The following is a 23524-nucleotide window of genomic DNA, read 5'->3' as shown; positions in this document are numbered from 1 at the left end:
GGGTGAGGCCAGATGATCGAGCCTGGCCCAACCGGCTTCTCGGTCGGTCCACCTGCTGGTCGGGTCGGGCCGTCGCGGCTCCCGCCGGGCGTCAGCGGCGTCGACTTCCGGCGAGGGGTCGGTGTCCACACGCTGGAGAATGTCCGTCATTGCGAGACACCCCCGTGGTGCCACACCTGCGGAAGTCCGCGCTGGGCCGTGGGGGAACAGTCGGGGCAGCGCGGCACGCGCAGGACCTTGTGCTCCGTGACCTTGACGCCGGGGTGGCTCCTCTCCAGCGCGGCCAGCCCGCCGGGGCACGACATCGTCGAATGATCGCCCAGAGCAATGCGTTCGGTGACCTTCTCGACGGCGAGCGCGGCAACGAACCAACTCAATCCCACCATGTCGGTCGGCATGGGGCTCATCGCAACGGGCTCCGCCCCCGCCAGGTCTTCGATGACGCGTCGATCCGGGAAATTGGCCGCGCGCCTGAGCCGGTAGCACCGCAGGCAGGCAGACGAGTGAGGGCGAATGTACGGCCCGACGACAGAGTGGCCCGCATCGTCGAGGACGACCGGAAGCCACGGCAGGCCCGTCTCGAGGGCCCACGTGTTGTGCTCCGTCAGAAGGACATCGTCCACGGAACCGGCGACCACGACGGCCGGAGCCACGGAGCCTTCGATCTGTGCGCAGGCGCGAGCCTCACGTCCGTCGTCCGTGACCCCCACCCCGCTGTCCTCGAGAATTGAGCGGACACGAGCCGCGAGCGGGTGCTTTCCGAGGACGGGGACGACAGATTCTCGAAGCGCCGCATCGACATCACGCAGAGGATGCACCTGGCCCGAACGCTGCCACAACAAACGAGCGCTGGGTGATGCCTGCGTCATCCCCTCCTCCACGCTGACGAGGCCGGATTCACGCAGCAGTTCGACGAGGGAGGACCATGCCGGCGAGTCCGTCGGCATGGTCGGCAGGACACCGTCGTCACTGCCCGCGAGCAGGGATTCAACGAGGTGGACCATGTCGTCGCCCGAGATGGTCCAAGCCTGGTCTCCCGACCGAACGACGAGCTTCTCACCATGGCGCAGTACGGACGTACCGGGCGCGAGCGTGGGGGCACTCATCGCGCGTCCTTCCGGGCGCCGAGGGCCGTGAAGACGAAGATTGCCAGGCCGAGCGCGAGTCCGATGCCGCCCGCCGTGAGTGCCTTTCCGACGTTTTCTGTCGTCATCCAGACGGCTCCCGCCCCGAGAAGGCTGAGCACGAGGGCAATAGTGATCGGTCCGATGAACGTTTTCACGGTGTTCTCCTTCACTTCGAGGTGGTGTGGGGAGCGTGCCAACCGGTCGGCTCCCGCTTCAGAGCCTGGGTGAGGGTTCGGGCGCCGAGTTCGCTGTTCGACGCCGTCCGTCCGGCCCAGCGTTGATGACCGACGAAGACCGAAGCCGCCGAGCGGCCGAAGACGGCCGACAATCGATCGACAAGGACATTCGCCTCGACCGGGACAATCTGTGGTGCGCGAACGCCCATACGAGCCGCTCGCTGCACGAGCGCTTCGTCAGCCGTTCCCGCCGTTGCGCCCGCGAGGTCGAACACCGACCCATCGGGTGCGGATGCGCTCGCGCGCACGACCTCCAGCACGTCCTGGGCGCGCAACCAGGCGATCGGTTCGTCGCCGTAGGCGTGATGGACCGGCTGATGGGCGCGCAGTGGCTCGTCGTAAACGCTCAGGTCATCGAAGACCGGAGCGAGACGTAGGGTGATCGCTCGGCGCAGGAGCGAACGCGCCTCGTCCTCGCGGGCGGCGAGATCTCGTTCGTAGTCGCTGAGGTCACGTCGGCCGCAGAGACCGATGCTCGAGAGAAGAACCACACGTTCTCCGCTGGCGGCGGCCTCGTGCACGCCGGTGCGCCACTCCTCACCGATGCTCCACAGGTCGAGCACCTGACCGATGTCCACGCCTGAGTTCACTTCACGCAAACTCGCGCGCTGCGTTCGTAGCATCGAGTCTCACCTCCGCTTCATCGGCGCCCAGGTGAAGAGACGCACGGCCAGAGCACCCGCCACGAGTGCCCAGATGCCTCCCACCGCCACAGCCGCCAGCAGGTCGGTGGACGTCGCCGTACCGGCGTAGGCGTCGACGCCCAGTTCGACACTTCGCGTGAAGGGTAGGTAGCGAGCTACGTTCTCGAACCACTGCGGCGTCGAGTCGAGAGGGAAGAACACTCCGGAAGCGAGCATCAGGGGCAAGCCGATGGCGTTGGCGATCGGTGCGGCGGCCGTCTCACTGCGAATCATCACGGTGCACAGCACTCCGAGAGCGCTACCTACAGCCAATGTCAGGAGCACGGCCACGACGAGCATGCCCACCTGCTGAACGGCCGCGTCGTACACGATCAGACCGACGATCCCCAGCACCACGCAGGTCGTCAGCGCCACGAGCCCAGCCGCCACGATGCGTGAACCGAGGTACGAACTTCGAGGAAGTGGTGTGACGAGTACACGTTTCAGTTGCCCGTACTCGCGAAGGTAGGTGAGAGTCACCGCGAGATTCGTCAGTGTCCCCGAGGCAACCGCAAGCGCCATTGTGGCCGGCACGTAGTAGTCAGCCGCTTTCGCCGCGTCATCGCTCGTGGCGGCGAAGGCGACGAGGAAAAGCAGCGGTAGAGCCAGCGTGAAGAAGACTGCGGCAGGGTTGCGCAACTGCTGCAAGATGTCCCAGCGCAACTGCGAGACCATGCCCCCGAGCCCCGTCGGGACGTGGCGTTCCGCGCGCCTGTCCCGGGTACGTTCGGCTCCGTATGCACTCATCGCAATGCCTCCGTTCGGCGTGAGAGGTGAAGGTAGACGTCTTCGAATGTGGGCTCGGCCCCCCGGAAGCCCGTGACACCCTCACCGAAGTCTGCGGTCAGGGATCGGACGGTCCCTTCGGCGACGATTCGTCCAGCGCGAAGAACGGCCACGTGGTCAGCGAGTCGTTCCACCTCAGTCATGTCGTGACTGGTGAGCAGGATGCTCTGACCGCACTCGCGAAGGTCGAGCAACATGCTCCAGATCTCGCGTCGAGCGTCCGGGTCGAGGCCGGTCGTCGGTTCGTCCAGAAAGAGCACCTCGGGCCGACCGAGCATGGCGGCCGCGAGGTCGAGGCGACGGCGCTCACCACCGGAGAGCTTGTGCACCCTGCGATCGGCCACATGGGTCAGGCCCACTGATTCCAGTGCCGACTCACGAGACCTCGGAGTGCTGTACCAGGAACGCGACATGTCGATGAACTCGGCCACGCTCAGATCGGCGTCCAACCTGGTGTCCTGCAGCACCACTCCGATTCGGTCCCGCCACTCGGCGGGAGCTCGCCACGGGTCACGACCGAGCACCTCGACCGTGCCGGCGTCCGGTCGAGCAAAACCTTCCAGCAGATCGACCAGCGTGGTCTTACCCGCTCCGTTCGGACCGAGCAGGGCGGTGATCCGACCGCGCGGGACGGTGAGCGTCACGTGGTCCAACGCGACCGTCCGCTCGTACTGCACGACGACATCCCGGACTTCGATGACAGGACGGTTGGGGGTGGTCATGGGCTCTCTCCTTCGACCGTGTTCTCGCCACGAGGGCGATGAGCTGGCGGGTGACGGTGGGGTGCCCGGAGGCCCGGGCCCCCCACCGTCACTCTGATGCCGAACGTCACATCTGGACGCAACCGACGCAGCACGTCGAGGACGACGACGAACAGCGAGCCGCCGTCGGCTCGAAGAAGACGGCGGACGACCCGAAGGCTTCGACCTGAGCGTCAGAGACAGCGGACTCGATGGCGGTAGCGGTGAACTGCATGACTTCTCCTTCTGTGTGTGCACATGTGAGGCGTCATCCCCACAGCCAATGGCCTGAATGCCTCGGCACTGACAGCGTTACTCGCGAAATCCGCCGAATGAAGAGCTGGGGAGCGACAGGCGACCATCGGGGGACAGACATGTCCCCCACTTGGTGGACACGTCACGTCCACCCGTCGGCGTACTCGCCGGTCAGCGCCCGTGGTTCCCCTCTTGCCCCTGGTCCCGCTCATGACGTTCGGAGCGGCCCCTCACCCGAACGCGACACGCCGAGCCTGGTTTGCACGAACATCCAGCGTTCGTAGACTCGGCGATATATGGGTGAGGACGAGCCGTACTGGTACGACGACGAATACGACGATGAGTCCGAGAACGAAGAGGCTGATCGTTCCCGTCAGCGCGCCTTCGTCGGGGTCGTGACGGCGGCCGTCGTCGGCTCCGTGGCGCTCGTGGGGGCCACCCTCTTCGCGAAGCAGTTCGAGGATGGCCGCGACGGCGACGAACTGCCCGGCTCTGTGGCTTCCTCGACGTCTGAGCCGTCGAGCTCTTCCTCGTCGACGAGTTCGCCGAGTTCTTCGAGCAGTTCGCCGAGTTCTTCAAGCAGTACGAGTTCCTCGTCGACCTCTTCGGCAACCAGCTACGACTCGGCGGCGGCCAAGGCTGCCGCAGAGCGTGCAGCAGCCGCTGAACGCGCCCGCAAGGCAGCGGCAGCCCGCGCTGCAGCCGAGGCGCGGGCGTCGGCCTCCGCGAAGGCCAAGGCGAGTGCGTCGAAGAGCTCCAAGTCTTCCAGCGCGTCCAAGAGCTCGAGTTCGTCGAAGTCGAGTTCCAGCACGAGTTCGACCACGCCCAAGCCGACCTCGCCGAAGCCCACCACTCCCAAACCGACGACCCCGAAGCCTCCGTCTCCGACGAACACCTTCACCACTCAGCCGGAGCCGACGCCTCCGCCCGCGCCGTCGACCCCGCCTCCGCCCGCGCCGTCGACCCCGCCTCCGGCCGCGCCGGAGGGCGCTCCCGCGTCATAACGCGTCAGGGGCCGAGCTTGCGGCCGTTGCCGTCGCGCACGGAGCCCGTCCACATGAGGATGGCGTCGACGAACGCCCACAGCGACAGGCCCATGAGGACGAGGAAGCCGATGCCGAAGATGAGCGTCACCATGCCGAAGAGCCACATGCCGAGCTGAATCGCGCCGACCGTCGTGTCACCGATGTAGAACCGCCCGACGCCGAGCCACCCGAGAAAGAACTGCAGAAGACCTGCGGCAACCTTCGACTTGTCCGACAGCGGCTCACCCGTGTACGGATCGACACGCCCCTGCCAGGGGCCGGCGAAACCGGCCGCGCCCGGCACGAAGCCCGGGGTCGGCTGGGCCCGGAACACATTGGGCGTCGCCTGCGGCGGGTACGGATACGGCTGATGCGCGGGGTAACCGTCCGCGTACGAAGTGGATCCGCTCGAATACCCGTACGGCGTCTGAGGCTGCGACGGCACCGGGCCCGACGACATGCGCGTGGGCTCGTCGTACACGGACCGGTCGTCGTCACAGCCGCTCGTCTCCCACCGCTGGTTGCTCATGCTTCATGCTGGCACACGCCGGCGACAAAGGGTCCGAAGTTGTCCACAGGGGATGAGACGAGCGGCGACCCGAAACACCGGATCGCCGCTCGTCGTAGACGCTTTCGCGCCGAGAGGTCAGTCGCGGAGCGCGCTGATCACACTCGTGATGACGAGCGCGATTCCGGCGATGAGACAGAGCGTCAGGCCCCAACCGCTGCCGGCGCTGAACGAGGCCTGATCACCCAAGGACGACATCTGGTCCTTGAGATCGGCCAGGTCGGAGCGCACGTCGAACCAGTCGTAGATGGCGACGGCCGATGCGACGAGACCCATCGCGACAGCGCCCCACATGACCGGCTTGCGCACTCGCCCGATGGCGCGCAGCACACCGAGCGCGAGCGCGATGAGGGCCGGAATGAGGATGATCCAGCCGTCGGTGACCTTCTCCTGATCGGCGCCCGTGGAGCGCCCCTCAGGAGCGTTCGACGACTCCATGCCCAGGCCGTTCGTCGAGGCGGTGAAGTCGCCGGTCATGGGGTGACCCACCTTAACGAACACCCAGGTGCCGAAGCAGCCGATGACGGCGAGGAGGGCCGCCGCGACGACGCCCCAACCCATGGTGCGTCCGATGCCGGCCTTCGGCTTCGCCTTAGTGTCGGTCGTCGCGAACGATCCGTTCTGTCCGAACTGACCGTACTGCTGCTGGTTGTTCTGGCCGGCGAAACCGTGACCGGCGGCGGGCTGGCTGTTCCACTGCTGGTTGCTGCCCGGTGCGCCGGACGAATGCTGCGCGCCCTGCGACGCGTAACCACCGCTGGGGTAGTTGCCCTGCGGCTGCGAGCCGTAGCCCTGGCCCGGCTGGTTCTGGCCGAACTGGCCCGGCTGACCCTGCTGGATCGGCTGACCGCTCGGGTAGCCACCCTGCGACGGGTACTGCTGCTGGGGGGCCTGGCCCGGCACCGGCGGGTACTGCCCGGGGCCACCCTGAGGCTGCTGGCCGTTGTACCCCTGCTGCCCCTGGCCGTACTGGCCCGGCTGACCGCCGTTCTGCTGGTGCTGCCAGGTCTGCGCCGGACCCTGCTGGTTCTGGCCCTGGTGCGCCGCCTGGGTGGGCTGCTCGTCCCAGTTGCCGTTGTTGTTCGACATCTCTCGTCCCCTCCCGACACCTGTGGTGTATCGATCGGTACAAAACTAGCCCCGACTCCCACCTCAGGACGACGCTAATGCGTTCCGCGCCGTAACTTTCGGGTCACGCCGGTTCGTCGTCGCCCTCGTCGCCGATACGTCGACCGCCCCGCATCGGCTGGAAACCCCGCCCCTCTGAACCTTCCACTCGCGTCGCTTCGGAACCACAAGGCCGCTGACGGAGTCAAAGGGGCATGAGACGCACGCAGGCACTGACGTTACGAGCCGGAGCAGCAGGGTTGCTCGCCCTCCTCGCGGCCTGTTCGCAACCGGAGCCGTGTGCGTGCAGCGTCGCCCCGATCAGCGACTCGCTCATGCCCGTGGGCGTGGCGTCGCCGCAGGAGCCCGGGCAGGGGACGGTCAGACCGTCAACTCTCGTCGAGGGCGACACCCGGATCACCGACATCGTGTGGGACGAGTGGGGGGCGGAGAACATCACGGCGCGCGGCACGATCGATGGCCGTCGCGTCACGTTGCGTCTGGTCGCCGCGCCCTGCGCGGGCCGCGACCGCTACGTGGCACTCACCTATGGGACGTCTGCCGAGTTCGACAAGGGCGGGACGACCACGCTGAGGATGTGCGAAGACCCGCCGTCCACGCCTGGCTCACCGACGTCGACGGACTCCCCGACGACGTAAGGCACTCAGATCGTCAGGGTGCCGCGGGCGAAGGCACCCAGGATGCGCTCGTGCGTCTGGCGGGGCAGGGCTCGTGATCCCGGTTCGCCGATCGGCGTTCCGGGACGCGCGGGCGCGGTGGCGAGCAGGTCGTCGAGTCCGGCACGCGCCACCATGAGCAGCCCGTGCGTCGCGCGGGTGCATGTGACGGCGAGGCGGCCGAACGCCGAGTTGAACTCGTCGAGTTTGCTCGCGCCCGAGAGCGGGTGGATGGCGACCGTGATGCCGTTCGTCTGCCCCTGCCAGGAGTCGACCGTCGAGGCGATGACTGCGCCCTCGGGCAGGTCGTAGCGATGCGTGAGGCGTTCGACGACGTCACTCATGTCGTCGACGGCCTGGTTGCGAGTTGCGAGCAGCGCGATGAGCGGGTCGCCGCCGAAGTCGTCGATGCCGTCGGTGCGCTCTCCCGTCGGTGACCCGTCAGGGCCGTAGGTGGCGCTGCGCAGTTCGAAGCCGTCGGCCACCAACTCGTCGAGGAGGGCCTCGATCGCCGCCACGAGCGGAACGTCGATGTCGGCGGCCTCCGCCTCGGGAAGGCCGTCGATCTCGAGGAGCGTCGGACGGCCGGTGCCGAGTTGGCGCCACACGTCGTCGGACGCAGCGCGCACCGGCATCAGCGCGTCGACGAGTTCGGGGCCGCCGATCTCCTCGCCGAAGGTCGGCTCATCGGCGTCTTCCCTCGCGCATACGCCCGCGACGATCGACCGATCGCCAGGCGCTGCAACGCAGTTCAGTTCGGCCCAGTCGGGGTAGAACGCCTGCCAGAGCCCCAGCTGCTCACCCGTGGGACGCCAGACGGCGGGCAGCTCACGCACCCACGTGACCCCGTCACGCTCGGCGTCGAGTCGTCGCGCCGTGATGCCGACGTACGACTCCGGCCATGCGCGGTACGGGTTGTAACCCGAGTCGCCGCGCCAGGGGTTGGCCGAGGAGTCGAGGGGCGGCAGCTGCCCGACGTCGCCGACGCCGACGTGAAGTTTCGACAACCACGAGACGCGGTCGAAGAGATGCTCCGCGAGTTGCCACGCCTCGTCGACGAAAAGGACGTCGAACAGCGGTTCGTGACGCGCGAGGTCGCGGCTCGTCTTCCACGCATAACCGCGCATGCCCATCATCGCGGCGGTGGCGAGGATGACCGGTGTCTCGAGATCGAGCTCACCCGAACTGACGATGGTGCACCGCTCCGCGAGGTGGGGCGGCAGGGTGTCGCGGTCGATCGAGTTACTCATGACGAGCGCGACGTTCTCGGCGCCGACATCCTGACCCAGCGACTCTGCGAGCGACCACAGCTGCTTGTTCGTGAACGCCGTGATGCCCACGCTGCGGCCGGTCGGTGTGCGCCCTTCGCCGAGGCCGCTCGCCTCAGCCACCATGCGCTTGAGAACGAACGACTTGCCCGCGCCCGCAGCGGCTTTGAGCAGGATGCGTCGCGCGGCCGGAGCCGCGTCGTCACCCTCGGGGTCGTAGGAGCGGAGGGCGTCGTCGACCGCCGCGAGCGCCGCGTGCAGTTCGGCCACGGCGTCAGCGGCCACGGCAGCGTTCGAGGCCGCGGCACTCGCGTGGTGCTGCGCGTTCTCAACGGGGGTGGGCGTGGTGAAGGTGAGAGCCATGGGTCACTCCCCCAGATCGTCGCGGGTGAGGTCGGATGGCGGCTGCGTCGCGTCGACGTCTTCGTCGTCGGCCTGCGGCAGCGTGCCCTCCGCGATGTCGAAGGCATCCGTGTCGACGAGCGGCGGCCACACCTGCGGGTTGAGTTCGCCGGCCTCGCGGCGCTCGGCGAGGTAGTCGCTGAACTCGGCCTCGGCCGCCTCGTGCGGTTTGCAGCACCAGGCGTGGTTCCCCGGGTCGTTCGCGTACGAGTCCGGCCCGCACGCCTCGGCGTTGCGACGTGCCGGGCGGGGTGCGCTCGAGGTGTCGAGATTGGGCATCGGCACGGCGACCTCGCGGCGGTAGGAGAAGTTGCCGAACTTCTCGTAATCGCCGAGAACAATGTCGTCACCGACCGTGAGTTCGCGCGGTTCCTTGCCCTTGGTTGGCTTCGCCGGCTCGAAACCGAAGAGCCGATAACCCACGGGCGCGGCCTCGTCGGGAAGCGCAGCCCGTTCGACGTCGTCGAGGTCGAGAAGGGCGCCGATCGGGATGCGTCCCCACTTCGTCGGGCTCTTCGCGTTGGGGATGCCCTCGGCGATCGTCGGCTCGTCGTTAATGTGCAGGGCGACGACGTTCTGCCCGGCCGTGAAGCGCCGCGAACCGACGGCAAGCACGAGCGGGTTGTCGCCGACGACGCGGGCGAGCGCCACGTGCCTGACGCCGGCGTTGAGTGCGGCGTCGCGCGCTTCCTGCGGGTCGCCGAGCATGGCGAGCCCGTGGACGAACTCGGCGTCGCCGGACAGGATCTCGACCTGGCTGTTGCGCCACCACCGCGAGGTGCGGCCGAAGCGGACGAGGTCGCTTGCGTGCAGGTGGAGTCGACGGCGCCAGACCTCCTGCGCTGCGCCCTCGTGCGCCCGGTGCGCCACACGCGTCGGAGCGTCGGGCAGATCGGCCAGAACGCTGCGGGCGTCGTCGAACAGGCTGAGTTTGTAGTCGAGCTCGTCACGGACCAGGTCCGGGAAAGGCGGCCCCTCGGGGGGTTTCACGTGAAACGAACCCTCGACGGCTTCCTGCTCATGGCGCTTGCGCCGCATCGAGATCTGCGAGAACAGTTCGTCGGAGCGATCGCGGCTCAGGCGCGCGCCGGGGGTCTCGTGGCGGTCGGCGATCTCATCAGACAGCGCCCGGTGATCGATCGGGGTCTCGCGCGTGGCCCACGCGAGCAGATAGTCGAGACGGCCGGCGTCACCCAGCGGGCCGCCGGGAATGACGTGCCGCGCCACGACGTCACGCAGGACGACAGTGGTGCTGCGCCCGACGAGAGCGCGAGAGCGGTCGTCCTCGAGGAGGAAGCTGACGGCGAGGCGCTGCTCGTCGGTGAGCGGAGCCGGCACGGTGGCGGGGTTGCCGTCGAAGGTGAGGGGCTCGCGTCCGGCCTCGAGGTCGCGCGCCCAGCGCAAGCGGCTCGTCTCGATACCGGCGAGGGAGTCGGCGATCGAGACGAGGAGGTCGGCAGTGGCGCGGTCGGGCACGACGAGGTGAACAGGGCTCGGGTCGGGCTCTCCGTCCTTGTCGAGCGGCGCGGTCGCGAGGAGCTCCTTCATCGCCGCGGCGAGCTGCTCGCCGAGGAGCGACATCACGGCGAGTCGGGTGTCGGGTGCCTGCGGTTCGGCGGTGGCGAAGGACGCGAGTTCGCTCAAGGTGCCGTCGGTGAGCACCCGGCGAACGGCCATGCCGTAGACGCCGAGGGCGCTGCTGTCGGCCTTCGCGACGACGACCTCGATCGTGCCCGCCTCGCCCACGGGGTCGATACGGCCGTGCGGCGTGAACTGCGGCGCTCCCTCGAGGGTCGCGCGGACGGCGGCCGTCAGGGTTGTCGACGTGCGTTCGGGCGCGACGCCGTCGGTGACGAGGGCTGCGAGCGCCGGACGGTCGTCGGTGGGCGCCCCGATCTCGACCAGGACGTCGGTGGCGTCGCTCGACGTGCGCAACTGGTGACGGCAGTAGCGAAACATCGAGCAGGTCTGGCAAGAGGTGGGGTCGAACTCCTTCTCGCGGTGGTCGACCCACGCCTGCAGTTCGCTCTCGGGCACGTGGTCGCCGCCCGTTTGGGCGTGCACCTCCTGGCGCAGCGCTTCCCGCTCGGCGGCGCGGGCGCGCACCTCGGCGCGGTGGTCGTCGAGGCGTTCCATGACGGCGGTGGGCTGGAGGAAGCTGTTGCGGGGCACGGCGAGCGCGCCGTAGGTGTGCACGCGCATGTCGGCGGGCCGCTTGCTCCAGGCTTCCGCGGACTCGGCGCCGAGGGCGACCTGGAGGAAGCCCTTGAGCATGCGGCCGTCGTCGATGCGGCTGCGCACGCGCTCGTAGTCCTTCGCATCACCCATGACGAGCCAGCTGCCGATGGCTTCGTCGGCGACGGCGGTCATCGTCTCGTCGTTCGCGTCAGCTGCCTGGAGGGCTTCGTCGAGTTCGTCGGGGCCTGCGGCCCCCGGACCGAGTGGGTCGTCGACGAATCGCGGTGTGACGATGGCGAAGTCGGGCTTGACGGGCGTAGCGCCGGTTTCGCCCTCGAGGCCCACGAAGGGCACGGCGAGCGACATGATGAGGGTGCAGTGGCCGTGCTCGACCGCGGCCTCGTGCGCCTGCGCGAGGGCCTGCGCCGTGGCACCGACGGAGACGCGCGCGTCGAGGCGCGTGACGGCGTCGGGGCGGCGCAGGCGCAGGTCGCCGACAGCGGTGGTGAGCAGCGGAGAGACGAAGCGTTCGTCCTTGACGAGGCGTTCGAAGGTCATGGCGCGCATCCAGCGCGCCTCGGGGATGCCGCCGTCAGCGTCCGCGTGGCCGAGGCGTTCGGCCAGTTCACGACGCGCGAGGCCGGTCACCATCGGGTCGGTGTGGCGGAAGCGCTCGCACCCCGCGTGTGCCGAAGCGGCGACGGCCGACGAGCCCCCGCCCGTGCTCAGTGATCCCATTCGCTCCCCTTCACGCGCAGCCGCTCGCCATTGTGGCCGATGTCACCGACAGCCGCCGCGATTCTGTAGACGTTCGGCGTCTCATACGACGCGGAACGTCTACAGAATCGACGCGGAGGGGGTGTTACCCAGACCACGTGGGGGCGTTCGCAATAATCGCCGTCGCGCTTCGCACCCCGACGAAAGATGAGGCCTGATGTCGACGTCCCCCTCCGCCCGTGGCACCTTCCGCGAGGACGACGGCAGCCCCGTCGCCTTCGCCGACGCCCTCAAGGTCTGGACGCGCATCGGTTACGCCCTCCTCCTCGACACCGCCACCCGCTACAACGCGGTGACGACGTACAAGGAACTCACGACGCGGGTGCAGGACGAATCCGGCCTCCGCACGACGACGCCGAGCGCGACCCTCGCAGGCAAGATCCTCGAGTTGTGTGCCGTCCAGGCTGCACAGCAAGGCGAGCCGCCGCTGACGTCGCTGTGTCTCAAGGCCGACGGAACCGTCGGAGCCGCCTACTGGCGCATCCCGACGGCGGAAGACGTCGAGCTGTCCGCCGTGACAGCCGATTCGGACGTCGAGGCGCACGCCGCCGAGCACCGCCTCCTGTGCTACCGCAAGCACGCCACGGACCTGCCCGCCGACGGCGGTACCGCCACCCTGCCGGAGCACCTCGTCGCCCGCCGCGAGCGCACCGAGCGTCGCGCCGAGAAGGCACGCATCGCCGAGCGCGCGGACGCCCCGAAGCCCGTGTGCCCCACGTGCTTCACTCAGCTACCCGCGAACGGCATCTGCTGGCAGTGCGACTGACGCCCTGAGCCGGCCGTTGGGCAGGGTTTCCTGCGGTTGGGCAGTCTCCGACTCGGCCCAACAGCAGGGGAGTCCGCCCAACGATCCTTTGTGAAGGATCGTTTCTCCATGGAACCTCTCCGTCGTGCCCCGCGTCACAGACGCATCAAGCAGGCACCAGCCAAGGAGTTCAGCCATGAAGGTCCCCCGCTCCGCCGTCACCGCCCTCGCGGCCACGGCCCTCACCCTCACCCTCGGCGCCTGCCAGCAGGAGCAGACCGCCGGAGGTTCGCCCAGCGTCACGGCGTCGTCGAGCGCTTCGTCCTCGTCAGCCTCGGGCGGCGGCTCGAGCACCACGTCCTCGGGCACGCCCACCCGAACCGCAACGTCGAGCGCGTCGGCCACGCGGTCGACGCCCGCAGCAACGACGCCGAGCACCACGAGCACCCCCGACTCCGAGGCGCAGTGCTCCACCTCCACCGCCTCCCAGGCCGCACGCGACGCTGCCAAGCGAGTGCCCCCGTACGACCCGGGGTTCGGCGACGGCACCCGCTGGAAGTACACGGCCGACTCCTCCATCAACGGGTGGGACCGCTGCGCCGGCCTTTCCTGGGTCGCTCTGCCCATCGAGCGCGGCACCGGCAGCTCCCCGTGGCAAATCGCCCTGTTCCGCCACGGCGAGTACCTCGGCACCGCGACCGCCAAGGGCTATGGCTTCTGGCCGACGATCACCCGCGTCAGCGACGACAAGATCAAGGTCGTCTACCACTGGCCCAAGGAGGGCGAGGGCACCGCGAACGCGAGCGGCACCACCGTCGCCTACTTCGCGTGGGACGACGTCGACCACACCGTCCGTATGACCGGCAGCACCCCGCCCGAGAACTGATCGAGCACCGGGCAGACTTCGCTGCGGTTGGGTAGTCGCCGACACGGCCCAACCGCAACGAACTCTGCCCAGCGAACGAACCCGTCACTGCGGCAGGCGCAGGACGCCCCTGTGGGACACTGGCGGGCATGGCCGCAGCCACGCGAGGACGTCGCAAATTTCTGCGCCACCCCAGCCAGGTCGTGGCCCTCGCGTTCGCCGCCGCCATCCTCGTCGGGGCGGTGCTGCTCTCGCTACCCATCGCGACGCACGACCCGGGGCGCGCCCCCTTCGTCACGTCGCTGTTCACCGCGACGAGCGCCATCTGCGTCACCGGCCTGTCGACGGTGGACACCCCGAACTACTGGACCCCGTTCGGCCAGGTCGTCATCCTCGTCCTCGTCCAGATCGGCGGCTTCGGCGTCATGACGCTGGCGTCGCTGCTCGGCCTCGTTCTCGCGCGCAAGGTGGGGCTGCGCACGCGCGTCACGACGGCGCAGGAGACGAAGAGTCAGGCGATCGGTGACCTGCGCAGCCTCCTGCTCGGTGTCCTGCGCGTCACCGTCGTCATCGAGTCGGTGACGACGATCGCGCTCGTTCTTCGATGGTGGCTCGGCTACGGCGAAAGTTTCGGGCGCGCCGCGTACCTCGGTGTCTTCCATGCCGTTTCGGCGTTCAACAACGCCGGTTTTGCGCTCTTCAGCGACAGCCTCATGTCGTACGCCACCGACCCGCTCATCGTCGGTCCCATCTCCATCGCCGTGACGCTCGGCGGCATCGGCTTCCCCGTCATCATGGAGCTGCTGCGCCAGCACAAGCCCCACCGCTGGAGCCTCCACACCAAGATCACGCTGCTCATGACGAGCGTTCTGTTCGTCGGCGGTGCCATCCTGCTCACGGCGCTCGAGTGGAACAACCCTCAGACGCTCGGCACCCACCACGGCTTCGACAAGCTGCTCGTCGGCCTCTTCCACTCCGTCGCGCCGCGCAGCAGCGGCTTCAACACGTGGGACAACGGCGCCATCGAGGACGGCACCCTCATCGCCACGATCGCGCTCATGTTCATCGGTGGCGGCTCGGCCGGCACCGCCGGTGGCATCAAGGTGACGACCTTCTTCCTCCTGCTCATCGCGATCATCGCCGAGGTGCGCGGTGAGGAGGACGCGACGGCGTTCGACCGCCGCATCGACTCGCGCGCCATGCGTCAGGCCCTCACCGTCGCGCTCATCGGTATCGCCGCGATCATCTCCGGCACGATCGCGCTGACGCAGATGACACACCTGCCGCTGCGTGATGCAATGTTCGAAACGACGTCGGCGTACGCCACCGTGGGCCTGTCCACCGGGGTGACGCCGGAACTGCCACCGTCGGCTCAGATCCTCGTCTCGGGCCTCATGTTCTTCGGCCGACTCGGGCCGATCACCCTCGTCTCCGCCCTCGCCATCCGCGAGAGTTCCCGCCGCTACAAGCTTCCGGAAGGCAGGCCCATCATTGGCTAGGAAGAACCTCTCCGACGGCGTCGTCGTCATCGGCCTCGGCCGTTTCGGCAAGTCGCTCGCCCTCGAACTCGAGCGCGAGGGCATCGAGGTGCTCGGCATCGACGCCTCCGACAAGCTCGTACAGCAGCTCGCCAACCGCCTCACGCACGTCGTGCAAGCCGACTCCACCGACGACAAGGCCCTGCGTCAGCTTTCGGTTCACGAGTTCAGCCGCGCCGTCATCGCAATCGGCACCGACCTCGAATCGAGCGTCCTCACCGCCTCGATCCTGCTCGAAATGGGCATCTCGAACGTGTGGGCGAAGGCCGTCAGCCAGTCGCACGCGCGCATCCTGAGGCAGCTCGGCGTCCACCACGTCGTGCGCCCGGAACACGACATGGGCCAGCGCGTCGCGCACCTCGTGCGCGGGCGGATGCTCGACTACATCGAGTTCGACGACGGCTACGCGCTCATCAAGACGCAGCCGCCCGCTGCGGTTCTCGGCAAGCCCCTCGGCGAGACGCGCGTGCGTTCGTACTACAACGTCACCGTCGTCGGCGTGAAGCGTGCGGGCCAAAGCTTCACCTACGCAACGCCGGAGACCGTTCTCGAGGAGGGCGACATCGTCATCGTCTCGGGCGAACGTGACGCCGTGGAGAACTTCAGCGACGAAACCTGACGTGGCACAGTGGAATTGCACTGAATCCCACGCGATCTCAAGGAGTGTCGATGGCTGAGAAGAAGGAAGACCCGGGCCCGTCGGTCAAGGACGACGAGATGTACGAGGCCCTGCGTCGAGAGGGCAACAGCAAGGAGAAGTCGGCACGCATCGCCAACGCGGCCGCCAACTCCTCGCGCAGCGAGGTCGGCGAGAAGGGCGGCGAAGCGGGCAGCTACGACGACTGGAGCGTTGACGAGTTGCACAAGCGGGCCGCCGAACTCGACATCGAGGGCCGCAGCTCGATGACGAAGGACGAACTCATCGAAGCTCTGCGCTCGCACTGACCGGGCTGATGGGCCCTGATCAACTCACAGGGAACCGACGGCCGGTGAACCACGTCTCAGCTGTGAAGGGGCACTCGCGCCCTGCTGCACCTGGGAGGGAACACCATGCGCACCACCGCAGTCGCCGCTCTGACGCTCACCGCCGCGCTCGCCCTCGGGGCATGCCAGGACGAGGTCACCTCTGCGTCACCGTCGAGCACGGCGTCGTCCAGCGCGAGCAACACCACGGAGGGCCCGTCCTCCGCGTCGAACCCTCCCCCCACGACGCGTGCTTGGAGCAAGACGCCGACGTCCGGCGCAACGGCTGCGAACGCTTCGGGTCGTGAGGCGATCACGAGCTTCGACTTCAAGAACGCCACGTGGAGGACGGCGGACGGTTCGCGCGTCACGATGAAGAACGGCCGGGCACGCACGGCAGGAAGCGACGGCTCGACGCGCACCTACAGCGTGTCACCGCACTACCAGCTCTGGACGCACACTCCGCTGTTCTACGACCTCGACGACAACGGCTACGAAGACGCGATCGTCGTGCTCGAGGAGGCGGAGGGCAACGGCTACAGCGACACCCCCATCGTCTGGCTGGGTGGGCCGAGCGGACCGCGTCAGCTCACGACATCCGCCCTGCCGAGCGCTCAGCGATGCGGCACCTACATCAAGAGCATCAAGGTCGTCGACGGAGGAACGATCGTCGTCGAAGGCGCCGAGCGCAGCGAGAACCAGGTGTGCGCAGAGCTGCCGAACAAGCCGTTCACGCGCACCTTCTCGGTGAAGGGCAACCGGGTGGTCGAGCAGATCGTCGAGTGACGATCAGCGCGGCTGCACGGCTCCCGGGTAACGCCAGTTGAAGACGACTGCCTCGTCGTCGAGGCACGAACCCGGCGCAGCGCCCTGGCCGACCATCTCATCGGGATTGTGCGAGCACGTGTAGCTGCCGACCTTCGAGGATGCGCCCTTGGCCCCCTCGGCTGTCGCTTCGTAGGTGGCCAAGGCCTTCTTCGCGTCGGCGCACGTGATGCCGCGACGGTCGTAGATGCGGCTTCCCCCGGCGTAGCAGTCGCCGGCGCGGGGGCCGGACAGCTGCTCGGCCGGATACGACGTCGACGGCGCCTTGCTCTTGAGGTCGATGCCGCCGTCACCGATGGGCTCGTCGCCGCCGGGCGACGACTTCTGCGACGATTCCGACGGCTTGGGCGACGACGTTGCACTCACGGCTGACGAGGTTGAACTGCTCGTCTCGGACTGCGACGACTCGTCTCCCCCCGAGCATCCTGCGAGCATGACGACTCCGGTGAGGAGCATCGGCACGGTACGTGCCCACGACATCTGGTCTCCTGACGGTCGGTGGTGGCATCTCATCGTGTCACGCAGGGGCGCAGGGGCGTTTCACGTGAAACTCTCGTGTCGGATGACCACGAGAAGGATCCGACGAGCGAGGAGGCAGCATGCCGGAGGGCGACACCATCGTCTGGACCGCTCGACGCCTCGACGCTTCCCTGAGTGGAAAGGTCCTCACACGCACCGACTTTCGTGTGCCGAGCCTCGCGACAACGGATCTGGCGGGGCGGGAGTCGCTTCCCGTTGCGACGTACGGCAAGCACCTGTTTCACCGCTTGTCCGGCGGCGTGACGATCCATTCGCATCTCAAGATGGAGGGCCGGTGGTCGACGCTCGTCGCACCCCATGCCGCTCCTCCGCGCGAGGCGAAGCGTCTCGAGACCCAGGTGCGGCGGGCCGAGCGCGGCCACACGACGCGGGCGTTGCTCTACGTCTCCGACGCACTCGCGGTGGCCTCGAAACTCGGCCTGCTCGACGTCATCCCGACGAGCGAGGAGCAGGCGATCATCGGCCGTCTCGGGCCCGACATCCTGGCCGAGAGCTGGCCGGAGACCGGGCTGGATGCCGCCCTCGACAACCTGAGAGGCCAGCCCCAGCGCCTCCTCGGTGAGGCGTTGCTCGACCAGCGCAACCTTGCCGGGCTGGGTACCTTCTGGATCAGCGAGATGCTCTTCGTCCACGGCGTGCTGCCCTGGCTCACAGTCGCCGAGGTGCCCGAGGAGACGCTGCGCGCGGTGCTCGACGACGCCCGCCGACTCATGCTCGCGAGCGCCACCACGGGTGTCCAGAGTTCGACGGGTCGCGCCGGTGATGGCGAAACGAAACGCGTCCACGCCCGCTCCGGGCTGCCGTGCGTGCGCTGCACGGACACGGTGCGCGTCGCGATGATCGGTGAAGCCGGCCGTGAACGAACACTGTTCAGCTGCCCGACGTGTCAGGGCGGCTACGCACCGAACGACGATCGCCGTCCGCAACGCCCCCTCGTCGAGCGTCCCGCCGGTGGTCGCCGGAGGGTGTGAGTACCACCCTCTCGGGTCTGCCTGCTGTTCATCCGCGGTGCGTAACGTCGAGGGTGAACTGGCGCGCGTCGGCTCGCGGGGCCGCCCCGCACGCATCCACGCGCCTCGCACCGCATCTCTCGAGGAGTGAACGATGGCCGATCAGTACACCTTCACCAACCCCGTCACGCAGTACACGAACGAGAACTTCAGCGACCGTCAGCAGGGCTGGCCCGGCCTCGACACGAAGATGACGCCGAAGGCCGACCACGGTGAGGACACCTACCGCGGCAGCGGCCGCCTGGAGGGCCGCAAGGCGCTCATCACGGGCGGCGACTCCGGTATCGGCCGCGCCGTTGCCATTGCGTACGCGCGCGAGGGCGTCGACGTGGCGATCAACTACCACCCCGAGGAGCAGAAGGACGCCGAGAGCGTCCGCAAGCTCATCGAGGACGCCGGCCGCAAGGCCGTCCTACTGCCGTGCGACCTTATGGACGAGGACGCCACGCGCCGCATGGTGAACGACGCCGTCGAGAAGCTCGGCGGCCTCGACATCCTCGTCAACAACGGGTCGCGTCAGCAGTACTGCGACGACATCGCCGACCTCACGAGCGCCGACTTCGACGCCACGTTCAAGACGAACGTGTACGCGATGTTCTGGATCACCCAGGAAGCCCTGCCGCACATGCCGGCCGGTTCGACGATCATCAACACGAGCTCGATCCAGGCCTACAAGCCGAGCGATCACCTGCTCGACTACGCGACGACGAAGGCCGCGATCAACACGTTCAGCAAGGGCCTCGCACAGCAGCTCGCGCCGAAGGGCATCCGCGTCAACGTCGTGGCGCCCGGCCCGTTCTGGACGCCGCTGCAGGTCTCGGGCGGCCAGCCGAAGGAGGCGCTGCCGGAGTTCGGGCAGAGCACGCCGATGGGTCGTTCGGGGCAGCCGGCCGAGGTGGCGGGCGCCTACGTCTACCTGGCGTCGGCCGAATCGGGCTACGTGACGGGCGAAACGCTCAACATCAACGGGGGCATGGTCAGCCCCTGATCCGCGTGGTCGGCGAGAACCGTTCGCCGAGATGATTCCCCGTGGGCGCTGTTGGTAGCGCCCACGGGGAATCGTTGTATCGGGAGCTTTCGCTGCACGCTCAGGAGCGGGAAACAGGCGTGTCGGAGGCGCCGTCCGCGGATTCCTCCGGTTCGTCGTCCTTCGTGAACGCGGTCGCGGGCAGCCACGCGGACGAGAGGAGGCACACCCAGGCGAGACCCCAGCAGATCATGCCGCCGACGCCGGTGGTCAGCGCTTCGGGAAGGAGGCGATTCCGGGCACCGAACCACACGAGGGGTGGCACGAGAAGAAGGACGGCGAGGACGCCGTGCAGCACGCGCTTCGTCACGATAGCCCCCCTCGACAGCTTCTCTGTCATCAAACCCTCGCACCCTCGGAGAGCGCAGACGGCGAATTCGACCGTCGGATCCACGGGATTCCGGGGTTGTCGGCTCCCTCTCCTACTCTGGTTTCAACGCCGCACGACGACGGCGTCGCAGGCCGTGCGGCCTGCTCCCCAGCAGTGAGAAGAGCCCGTCATGTCCGCGCCGAGCGCCCCCACGCCGTCCCTGCGGCGCGGTTTCGCCGTCGTGGACGTCGAGACGAGCGGCCTCGACCCGACGAAGCACCGCGTCATCGAGGTGGCTGTCACGCAACTCAGCCCTGCGGGCTTCGTCGAGAGCGAGTGGAGCACCCTCGTCCGGGCGCGAGGCGGCACCGGGCCGGTGCACATCCACGGCCTCACCGATCACGACCTGCGTGACGCGCCCACCTTCGCGGAGGTGGCCGGCACGCTGCGCGGCCTGCTCGAGGGGCGCATCCTCGTCGCGCACAACGCGGTGTTCGACTGGACGTTCCTCGCCCACGAGGCCGCGCGTGCCCACACGTCACTGCCGGTCGAGGAACGCCTGTGCACCGTGACGCTCGCGCGTCAGCTCGGCATCCCGAGCCGCAATCTGCGCCTCGGCACGCTCGCCGAACACTGGGGCATTCCCGTGACGCAGGCCCACCGCGCGGCCGACGACGTCCACGTCCTCGTCGACGTGCTGCGCCAGTGCCTCGACGAGGCCGGTCGTCAGCGTTCACCGCTGCCGCTCGAACAGTGCCTGCCAGCCGCTCGATGGTGGCGCCTCGCGGGTGTTGCCCACCGGTGGAAACGTCGCGTCCGGCGTGCCAAGCGCGCCACCACCCGCGCCCTTCGCCGCCGCTGAGCACCGCGCGGAATCTCCGGCCTCCCGGGCGGGTGTTCATTTATCGCTCTGACTAGAATTAGGGCATGCCGGATTCCTCGCGGGAAGTCGCGTACGTCGCCGCGGACATGGTCGTCCTCACCCTTCGTCAGGGTGTGCTGCATGTCGTGCTCGTCCGGCGGGCCGCCACAACCGAGCACGGCAAGTGGGCTCTGCCCGGTGGCTTCATGAAGCGCGGCGAATCCGCCGAGGAAACGGCCTACCGGGAGCTCCGCGAAGAGGTCGGCATCAAGCGCAGCGAGGTCGTCCTCGAGCAGCTCAAGACGTACTCGCTCCCGAGTCGCGACCCCCGCCCGCACCGCGTCATCAGCGTCGCGTGGGTGGTACTCGGCGCTCACCTGCCCGAGGTGCACGCCGCAACGGACGCCCTCGAGGCGCAGTGGGTTCCGGTCGAGGAGGCGCTCGAGATGCCGCTTGCCTTCGATCACGCCGAGATCCTCGCCGACGGCATCGAACGCGCTCGCTCCAAGCTCGAATACACCCGCCTCGCAACGGCATTCCTCGACGGCGAGTTCACGATGTCGGAGCTGCGCGGCGTCTACGAGGCCGTCTGGGGCGGCGCCCTCGAGCCCGCCAACTTCCACCGCAAGGTGTTGAGCGTCGACGGTTTCGTCGAGGCCACCGGCGAGAGCCGCAGTGGGCGCGGACGTCCGGCGAAGCTCTACCGCGCCGGCAGCGCCCGCACCATCTACCCGCCGCTCACCCGCGCGTCGGTGCGTGGGGATCGCTGAGCGCAGCCGTCAGAATCGGCGTCACTCCTGCGCGTCGACCCCGCCGGACTCCGCACTGCGGCGCGCGATGACGACGACGTCCGCGTGGTGATGCGCGCCGCGGCCCTCCGTCACGTGGCGCTCGGCCGTGTAACGCTCGACCTGCCAGCCGTGCGGCAATGCAGCGACGATGTCGTCGGGCGCGACATAGTCGTCCGGATCGAAGCCGCGTTCGAGAGCGGCCTCGCGGTCGATCCCGTCATGCGCGACGACGAGGAGCACGCCTCCGGGTGCCACGAGCGCGGGAAGCGAGAGCTCTATCGCCTTTTCTTCGGTCTTACGAAGAGCGGGGTAGAAAGCGCTCACAAGGTTGAAGAGACCCGGTGCGAGGCCCGCTTTGAGCAAGCCGGAGTGAACCCACTCGATGTTGCCGGCGACCTTCTCTCCCCTGGCTTCCGCCGCGTGACGCCCACGAGCGAGAGCGCCCTCGGCGACGTCGAGCGCCGTCACGCGCCAGCCGCGCTCGGCGAGCCACACGGCGTCGCCGCCCTCGCCGCAGCCCACGTCGAGCGCGCGCCCGACGGGAAGATCGGCAAGCTTGCCCTCCATCGCGGCGACGAGCGCAACGTTCGCGTTGCCGCTCCAGACCTGCTCCTCGCCGTAGATCTCGTCCCAGTTCTGGTCGTCGGCGCCGTGAGTGTGCGTGGTGTTCATAGCTCCATCCTCACTCAATCGCCGTCTCTGACCACATCTGCAGTCATCCCTAGAAACCCCTAGCGGAGGCGAGCGTGTGGCCGAGCACAGCTGACGCAGTTCGCTGCGCCTGGCGCAGTTCGAGCTGACTCAAACTGCGTCAGCCACGCCGAACTGCGCCAACCGTCAACAGTCCGGGCGGCCCGAACGATTCGGCAGGCAACAGCCCACCCCATAGGCTGAAACCAATGAAATCGCCGATTCTCGACTACCTCAACGAGCTGCTTGACACCTGCGCCCCGGATGCGTCGGCCAAGAATGCCGACTACATCCCGGAGCTCGCGCGCGTCAGCCCGGACACCTTCGCCATCGCGTTCGCGACGATCGACGGCAAGATCTACGCCGCCGGCGACGACAGGTTCGAGTTCACGATCCAGTCCATCAGCAAGCCGTTCATCTACGCCATGGCGATCGAGCAGCGCGGCCTCGCCGAGGTCATGGAACGCATCGGCGTGGAGCCCTCCGGTGAAGCGTTCAACGAGCTCTCGCTCGAGGCCGGCAGCAAGCGCCCGTTGAACCCGATGATCAACGCAGGCGCCATCACGGCGCACTCCCTCATCTGCGAGCCAGACGACTCGAAGGAAACCCGGGTCGCGCGCGTCCTGGAGGGACTTTCGGCGTTTGCCGGGCACGCCCTGCGCATCGACACCGAGGTGGCGGAATCCGAGTGGAGCGCCGCACACCGCAACATGGCCATCGGCCACATGCTGCGCAGCTACGACATCCTGCCCGAGGATCCGGACGTCATCGTGCGCGGTTACGTCGAGCAGTGCGCCGTCGTCGTGACGACTCGCGACCTCGCGATCATGGCGACGACGCTCGCCAACGGCGGTCTGCACCCGGTGACGGGCGAGCAGGTCGTCAGCCAGCGCACAGCCCGCCACGTCATGTCGGTGATGCTCTCGTGCGGCATGTACGACGCCGCAGGCGACTGGCTCACCGCCGTCGGCATCCCGGCGAAGAGCGGTGTCGGCGGCGGCATCCTCGGCGCGCTGCCGGGGCAGGTCGGGCTCGCGACGTTCTCGCCGCCGCTCGACCCGCACGGCACCTCGGCGCGCGGCGTCGACGTGTTCGAGCGCCTCAGCGAGGACATGGACATGCACCTCATGGACGTCCCGCCGCCTGCGCGATCGGTCGTGCGCCGCTCGGAGGTCGTCGAACTCCTCGACGGCGTCGAAGCCCACGTCTACGACCTGCAGGGCGACATCCGCTTCGCGGGTGCCGAGCGCGTCGTCCGGCTCGTCGTCGACGAGCCGCCCAAGCCGGAGATCGTCGTGTTCGACCTCGTCGACGTTCACGCACTCGACGAGCCGGCGATCCGCATGCTCTGGGAGTCGGTGCGTCGCCTGGATTCCGAGGGCCACGAAGTGTGGTTCGCCGGTTTCGACAACGCCGAGCTGACGCGCGGGCGCCTCGACACCGACGGCTACAACGTCGGACGCGGCGTCCACGTCGGCATGGCGGAGGGCCTCGACGACGTCGCCGCTCAGATTCGCGCTCGGTAGACC

26 protein-coding genes are annotated in these 23524 nt (G+C 68.3%); 13 read left to right on the top strand and 13 right to left on the bottom strand.

The window, feature by feature from the left end:
• Positions 1-146: 146 nt before the first annotated feature.
• The 6 genes from K9D12_RS10915 to K9D12_RS10890 form a co-directional block, all read right to left on the bottom strand.
• Positions 147-1106 (bottom strand): TOMM precursor leader peptide-binding protein, encoded by a 960-nt coding sequence (locus K9D12_RS10915; RefSeq protein ID WP_052946838.1) that lies wholly within the window; start codon positions 1104-1106, stop codon positions 147-149.
• Positions 1103-1282 (bottom strand): hypothetical protein, encoded by a 180-nt coding sequence (locus tag K9D12_RS10910; RefSeq protein WP_129666335.1) that lies wholly within the window; start codon positions 1280-1282, stop codon positions 1103-1105. The genes K9D12_RS10915 and K9D12_RS10910 overlap by 4 nt, the downstream gene beginning before the upstream one ends.
• An 11-nt stretch (positions 1283-1293) precedes the next feature.
• On the bottom strand, positions 1294-1953 hold the full coding sequence (locus K9D12_RS10905; RefSeq protein ID WP_156170155.1) for a hypothetical protein: 660 nt from the start codon (positions 1951-1953) through the stop codon (positions 1294-1296).
• A gap of 39 nt (positions 1954-1992) precedes the next feature.
• Positions 1993-2793, bottom strand: coding sequence for an ABC transporter permease (locus K9D12_RS10900; protein WP_082128670.1), 801 nt, complete (start codon positions 2791-2793; stop codon positions 1993-1995).
• On the bottom strand, positions 2790-3554 hold the full coding sequence (locus tag K9D12_RS10895) for an ABC transporter ATP-binding protein (RefSeq protein WP_052946839.1): 765 nt from the start codon (positions 3552-3554) through the stop codon (positions 2790-2792). Before K9D12_RS10895 ends, K9D12_RS10900 begins: the two co-directional genes overlap by 4 nt.
• A gap of 106 nt (positions 3555-3660) precedes the next feature.
• A complete protein-coding gene (locus tag K9D12_RS10890) occupies positions 3661-3807 on the bottom strand; it encodes a hypothetical protein (protein WP_156170157.1) in 147 nt (48 codons plus the stop codon).
• A 316-nt stretch (positions 3808-4123) separates the two neighbouring features.
• Here K9D12_RS10890 and K9D12_RS10885 point away from each other — a divergent pair, with 316 nt between their 5' ends.
• Positions 4124-4831 carry a hypothetical protein gene (locus K9D12_RS10885; RefSeq protein ID WP_223060212.1) on the top strand — a complete coding sequence of 236 codons (708 nt, stop codon included), beginning with the start codon at positions 4124-4126 and terminating at the stop codon, positions 4829-4831.
• Positions 4832-4835: 4 nt separating this feature from the next.
• On the opposite strand, the gene K9D12_RS10880 is transcribed toward K9D12_RS10885, so the two are convergent.
• Positions 4836-5381 carry a TM2 domain-containing protein gene (locus K9D12_RS10880; RefSeq protein ID WP_223060211.1) on the bottom strand — a complete coding sequence of 182 codons (546 nt, stop codon included), beginning with the start codon at positions 5379-5381 and terminating at the stop codon, positions 4836-4838.
• 117 nt (positions 5382-5498) lie between these two features.
• Positions 5499-6509, bottom strand: a complete 1011-nt coding sequence (locus K9D12_RS10875) for a hypothetical protein (RefSeq protein ID WP_223060210.1) — start codon at positions 6507-6509, stop codon at positions 5499-5501.
• A 233-nt stretch (positions 6510-6742) separates the two neighbouring features.
• Here K9D12_RS10875 and K9D12_RS10870 point away from each other — a divergent pair, with 233 nt between their 5' ends.
• Positions 6743-7186 carry a hypothetical protein gene (locus K9D12_RS10870; protein WP_223060209.1) on the top strand — a complete coding sequence of 148 codons (444 nt, stop codon included), beginning with the start codon at positions 6743-6745 and terminating at the stop codon, positions 7184-7186.
• A gap of 5 nt (positions 7187-7191) precedes the next feature.
• On the opposite strand, the gene K9D12_RS10865 is transcribed toward K9D12_RS10870, so the two are convergent.
• Both K9D12_RS10865 and K9D12_RS10860 read right to left on the bottom strand, forming a co-directional pair.
• Positions 7192-8835 carry an AAA family ATPase gene (locus K9D12_RS10865; protein WP_223060208.1) on the bottom strand — a complete coding sequence of 548 codons (1644 nt, stop codon included), beginning with the start codon at positions 8833-8835 and terminating at the stop codon, positions 7192-7194.
• A gap of 3 nt (positions 8836-8838) precedes the next feature.
• Positions 8839-11790: a hypothetical protein gene (locus K9D12_RS10860; protein ID WP_223060207.1), complete on the bottom strand. Its 2952-nt coding sequence runs from the start codon at positions 11788-11790 to the stop codon at positions 8839-8841.
• A gap of 196 nt (positions 11791-11986) precedes the next feature.
• On the opposite strand from K9D12_RS10860, the gene K9D12_RS10855 reads away from it, so the two are divergent.
• From K9D12_RS10855 to K9D12_RS10830, 6 genes are all read left to right on the top strand, one after another.
• Positions 11987-12595, top strand: a complete 609-nt coding sequence (locus K9D12_RS10855; protein WP_052946842.1) for a hypothetical protein — start codon at positions 11987-11989, stop codon at positions 12593-12595.
• 175 nt (positions 12596-12770) lie between these two features.
• Positions 12771-13460 (top strand): LppP/LprE family lipoprotein, encoded by a 690-nt coding sequence (locus K9D12_RS10850; protein ID WP_052946843.1) that lies wholly within the window; start codon positions 12771-12773, stop codon positions 13458-13460.
• 128 nt (positions 13461-13588) lie between these two features.
• Positions 13589-14938: a TrkH family potassium uptake protein gene (locus K9D12_RS10845; RefSeq protein ID WP_223060206.1), complete on the top strand. Its 1350-nt coding sequence runs from the start codon at positions 13589-13591 to the stop codon at positions 14936-14938.
• Entirely contained in the window at positions 14931-15596 is a 666-nt protein-coding gene (locus tag K9D12_RS10840) for a TrkA family potassium uptake protein (RefSeq protein WP_118914754.1), read from the top strand. The genes K9D12_RS10845 and K9D12_RS10840 overlap by 8 nt, the downstream gene beginning before the upstream one ends.
• A gap of 50 nt (positions 15597-15646) precedes the next feature.
• On the top strand, positions 15647-15922 hold the full coding sequence (locus tag K9D12_RS10835) for a Rho termination factor N-terminal domain-containing protein (RefSeq protein ID WP_047310821.1): 276 nt from the start codon (positions 15647-15649) through the stop codon (positions 15920-15922).
• Between the two features lie 105 nt (positions 15923-16027).
• Complete coding sequence (locus K9D12_RS10830; RefSeq protein ID WP_223060205.1) at positions 16028-16726, top strand: hypothetical protein; 699 nt, start codon at positions 16028-16030, stop codon at positions 16724-16726.
• 3 nt (positions 16727-16729) lie between these two features.
• On the opposite strand, the gene K9D12_RS10825 is transcribed toward K9D12_RS10830, so the two are convergent.
• Complete coding sequence (locus tag K9D12_RS10825) at positions 16730-17245, bottom strand: hypothetical protein (protein WP_223060204.1); 516 nt, start codon at positions 17243-17245, stop codon at positions 16730-16732.
• 119 nt (positions 17246-17364) lie between these two features.
• Between K9D12_RS10825 and K9D12_RS10820 the strand changes: the two genes are divergently transcribed.
• Positions 17365-18276, top strand: coding sequence for a DNA-formamidopyrimidine glycosylase family protein (locus K9D12_RS10820; protein ID WP_129666316.1), 912 nt, complete (start codon positions 17365-17367; stop codon positions 18274-18276).
• A gap of 133 nt (positions 18277-18409) precedes the next feature.
• A complete protein-coding gene (locus K9D12_RS10815; RefSeq protein WP_047310826.1) occupies positions 18410-19303 on the top strand; it encodes a glucose 1-dehydrogenase in 894 nt (297 codons plus the stop codon).
• 100 nt (positions 19304-19403) lie between these two features.
• Here the strand turns inward: K9D12_RS10815 and K9D12_RS10810 are convergent, their stop codons facing one another.
• Complete coding sequence (locus tag K9D12_RS10810) at positions 19404-19652, bottom strand: hypothetical protein (protein WP_223060203.1); 249 nt, start codon at positions 19650-19652, stop codon at positions 19404-19406.
• 190 nt (positions 19653-19842) lie between these two features.
• On the opposite strand from K9D12_RS10810, the gene K9D12_RS10805 reads away from it, so the two are divergent.
• Positions 19843-20514 carry an exonuclease domain-containing protein gene (locus tag K9D12_RS10805; protein WP_223060202.1) on the top strand — a complete coding sequence of 224 codons (672 nt, stop codon included), beginning with the start codon at positions 19843-19845 and terminating at the stop codon, positions 20512-20514.
• A gap of 65 nt (positions 20515-20579) precedes the next feature.
• Positions 20580-21284: an NUDIX domain-containing protein gene (locus K9D12_RS10800; RefSeq protein WP_223060201.1), complete on the top strand. Its 705-nt coding sequence runs from the start codon at positions 20580-20582 to the stop codon at positions 21282-21284.
• Positions 21285-21305: 21 nt separating this feature from the next.
• Here the strand turns inward: K9D12_RS10800 and K9D12_RS10795 are convergent, their stop codons facing one another.
• Positions 21306-21977: a methyltransferase domain-containing protein gene (locus K9D12_RS10795; RefSeq protein WP_223060200.1), complete on the bottom strand. Its 672-nt coding sequence runs from the start codon at positions 21975-21977 to the stop codon at positions 21306-21308.
• A gap of 227 nt (positions 21978-22204) precedes the next feature.
• On the opposite strand from K9D12_RS10795, the gene K9D12_RS10790 reads away from it, so the two are divergent.
• Entirely contained in the window at positions 22205-23521 is a 1317-nt protein-coding gene (locus K9D12_RS10790; protein ID WP_223060199.1) for a glutaminase, read from the top strand.
• Positions 23522-23524 lie beyond the last annotated feature (3 nt).

Source organism: Dermacoccus sp. Tok2021 (assembly GCF_019895135.1).
GTDB lineage: Bacteria > Actinomycetota > Actinomycetes > Actinomycetales > Dermatophilaceae > Dermacoccus > Dermacoccus abyssi.
Note: the sequence above shows the minus strand (reverse complement) of the source record. Positions and strands in the feature narration are given on the sequence as shown.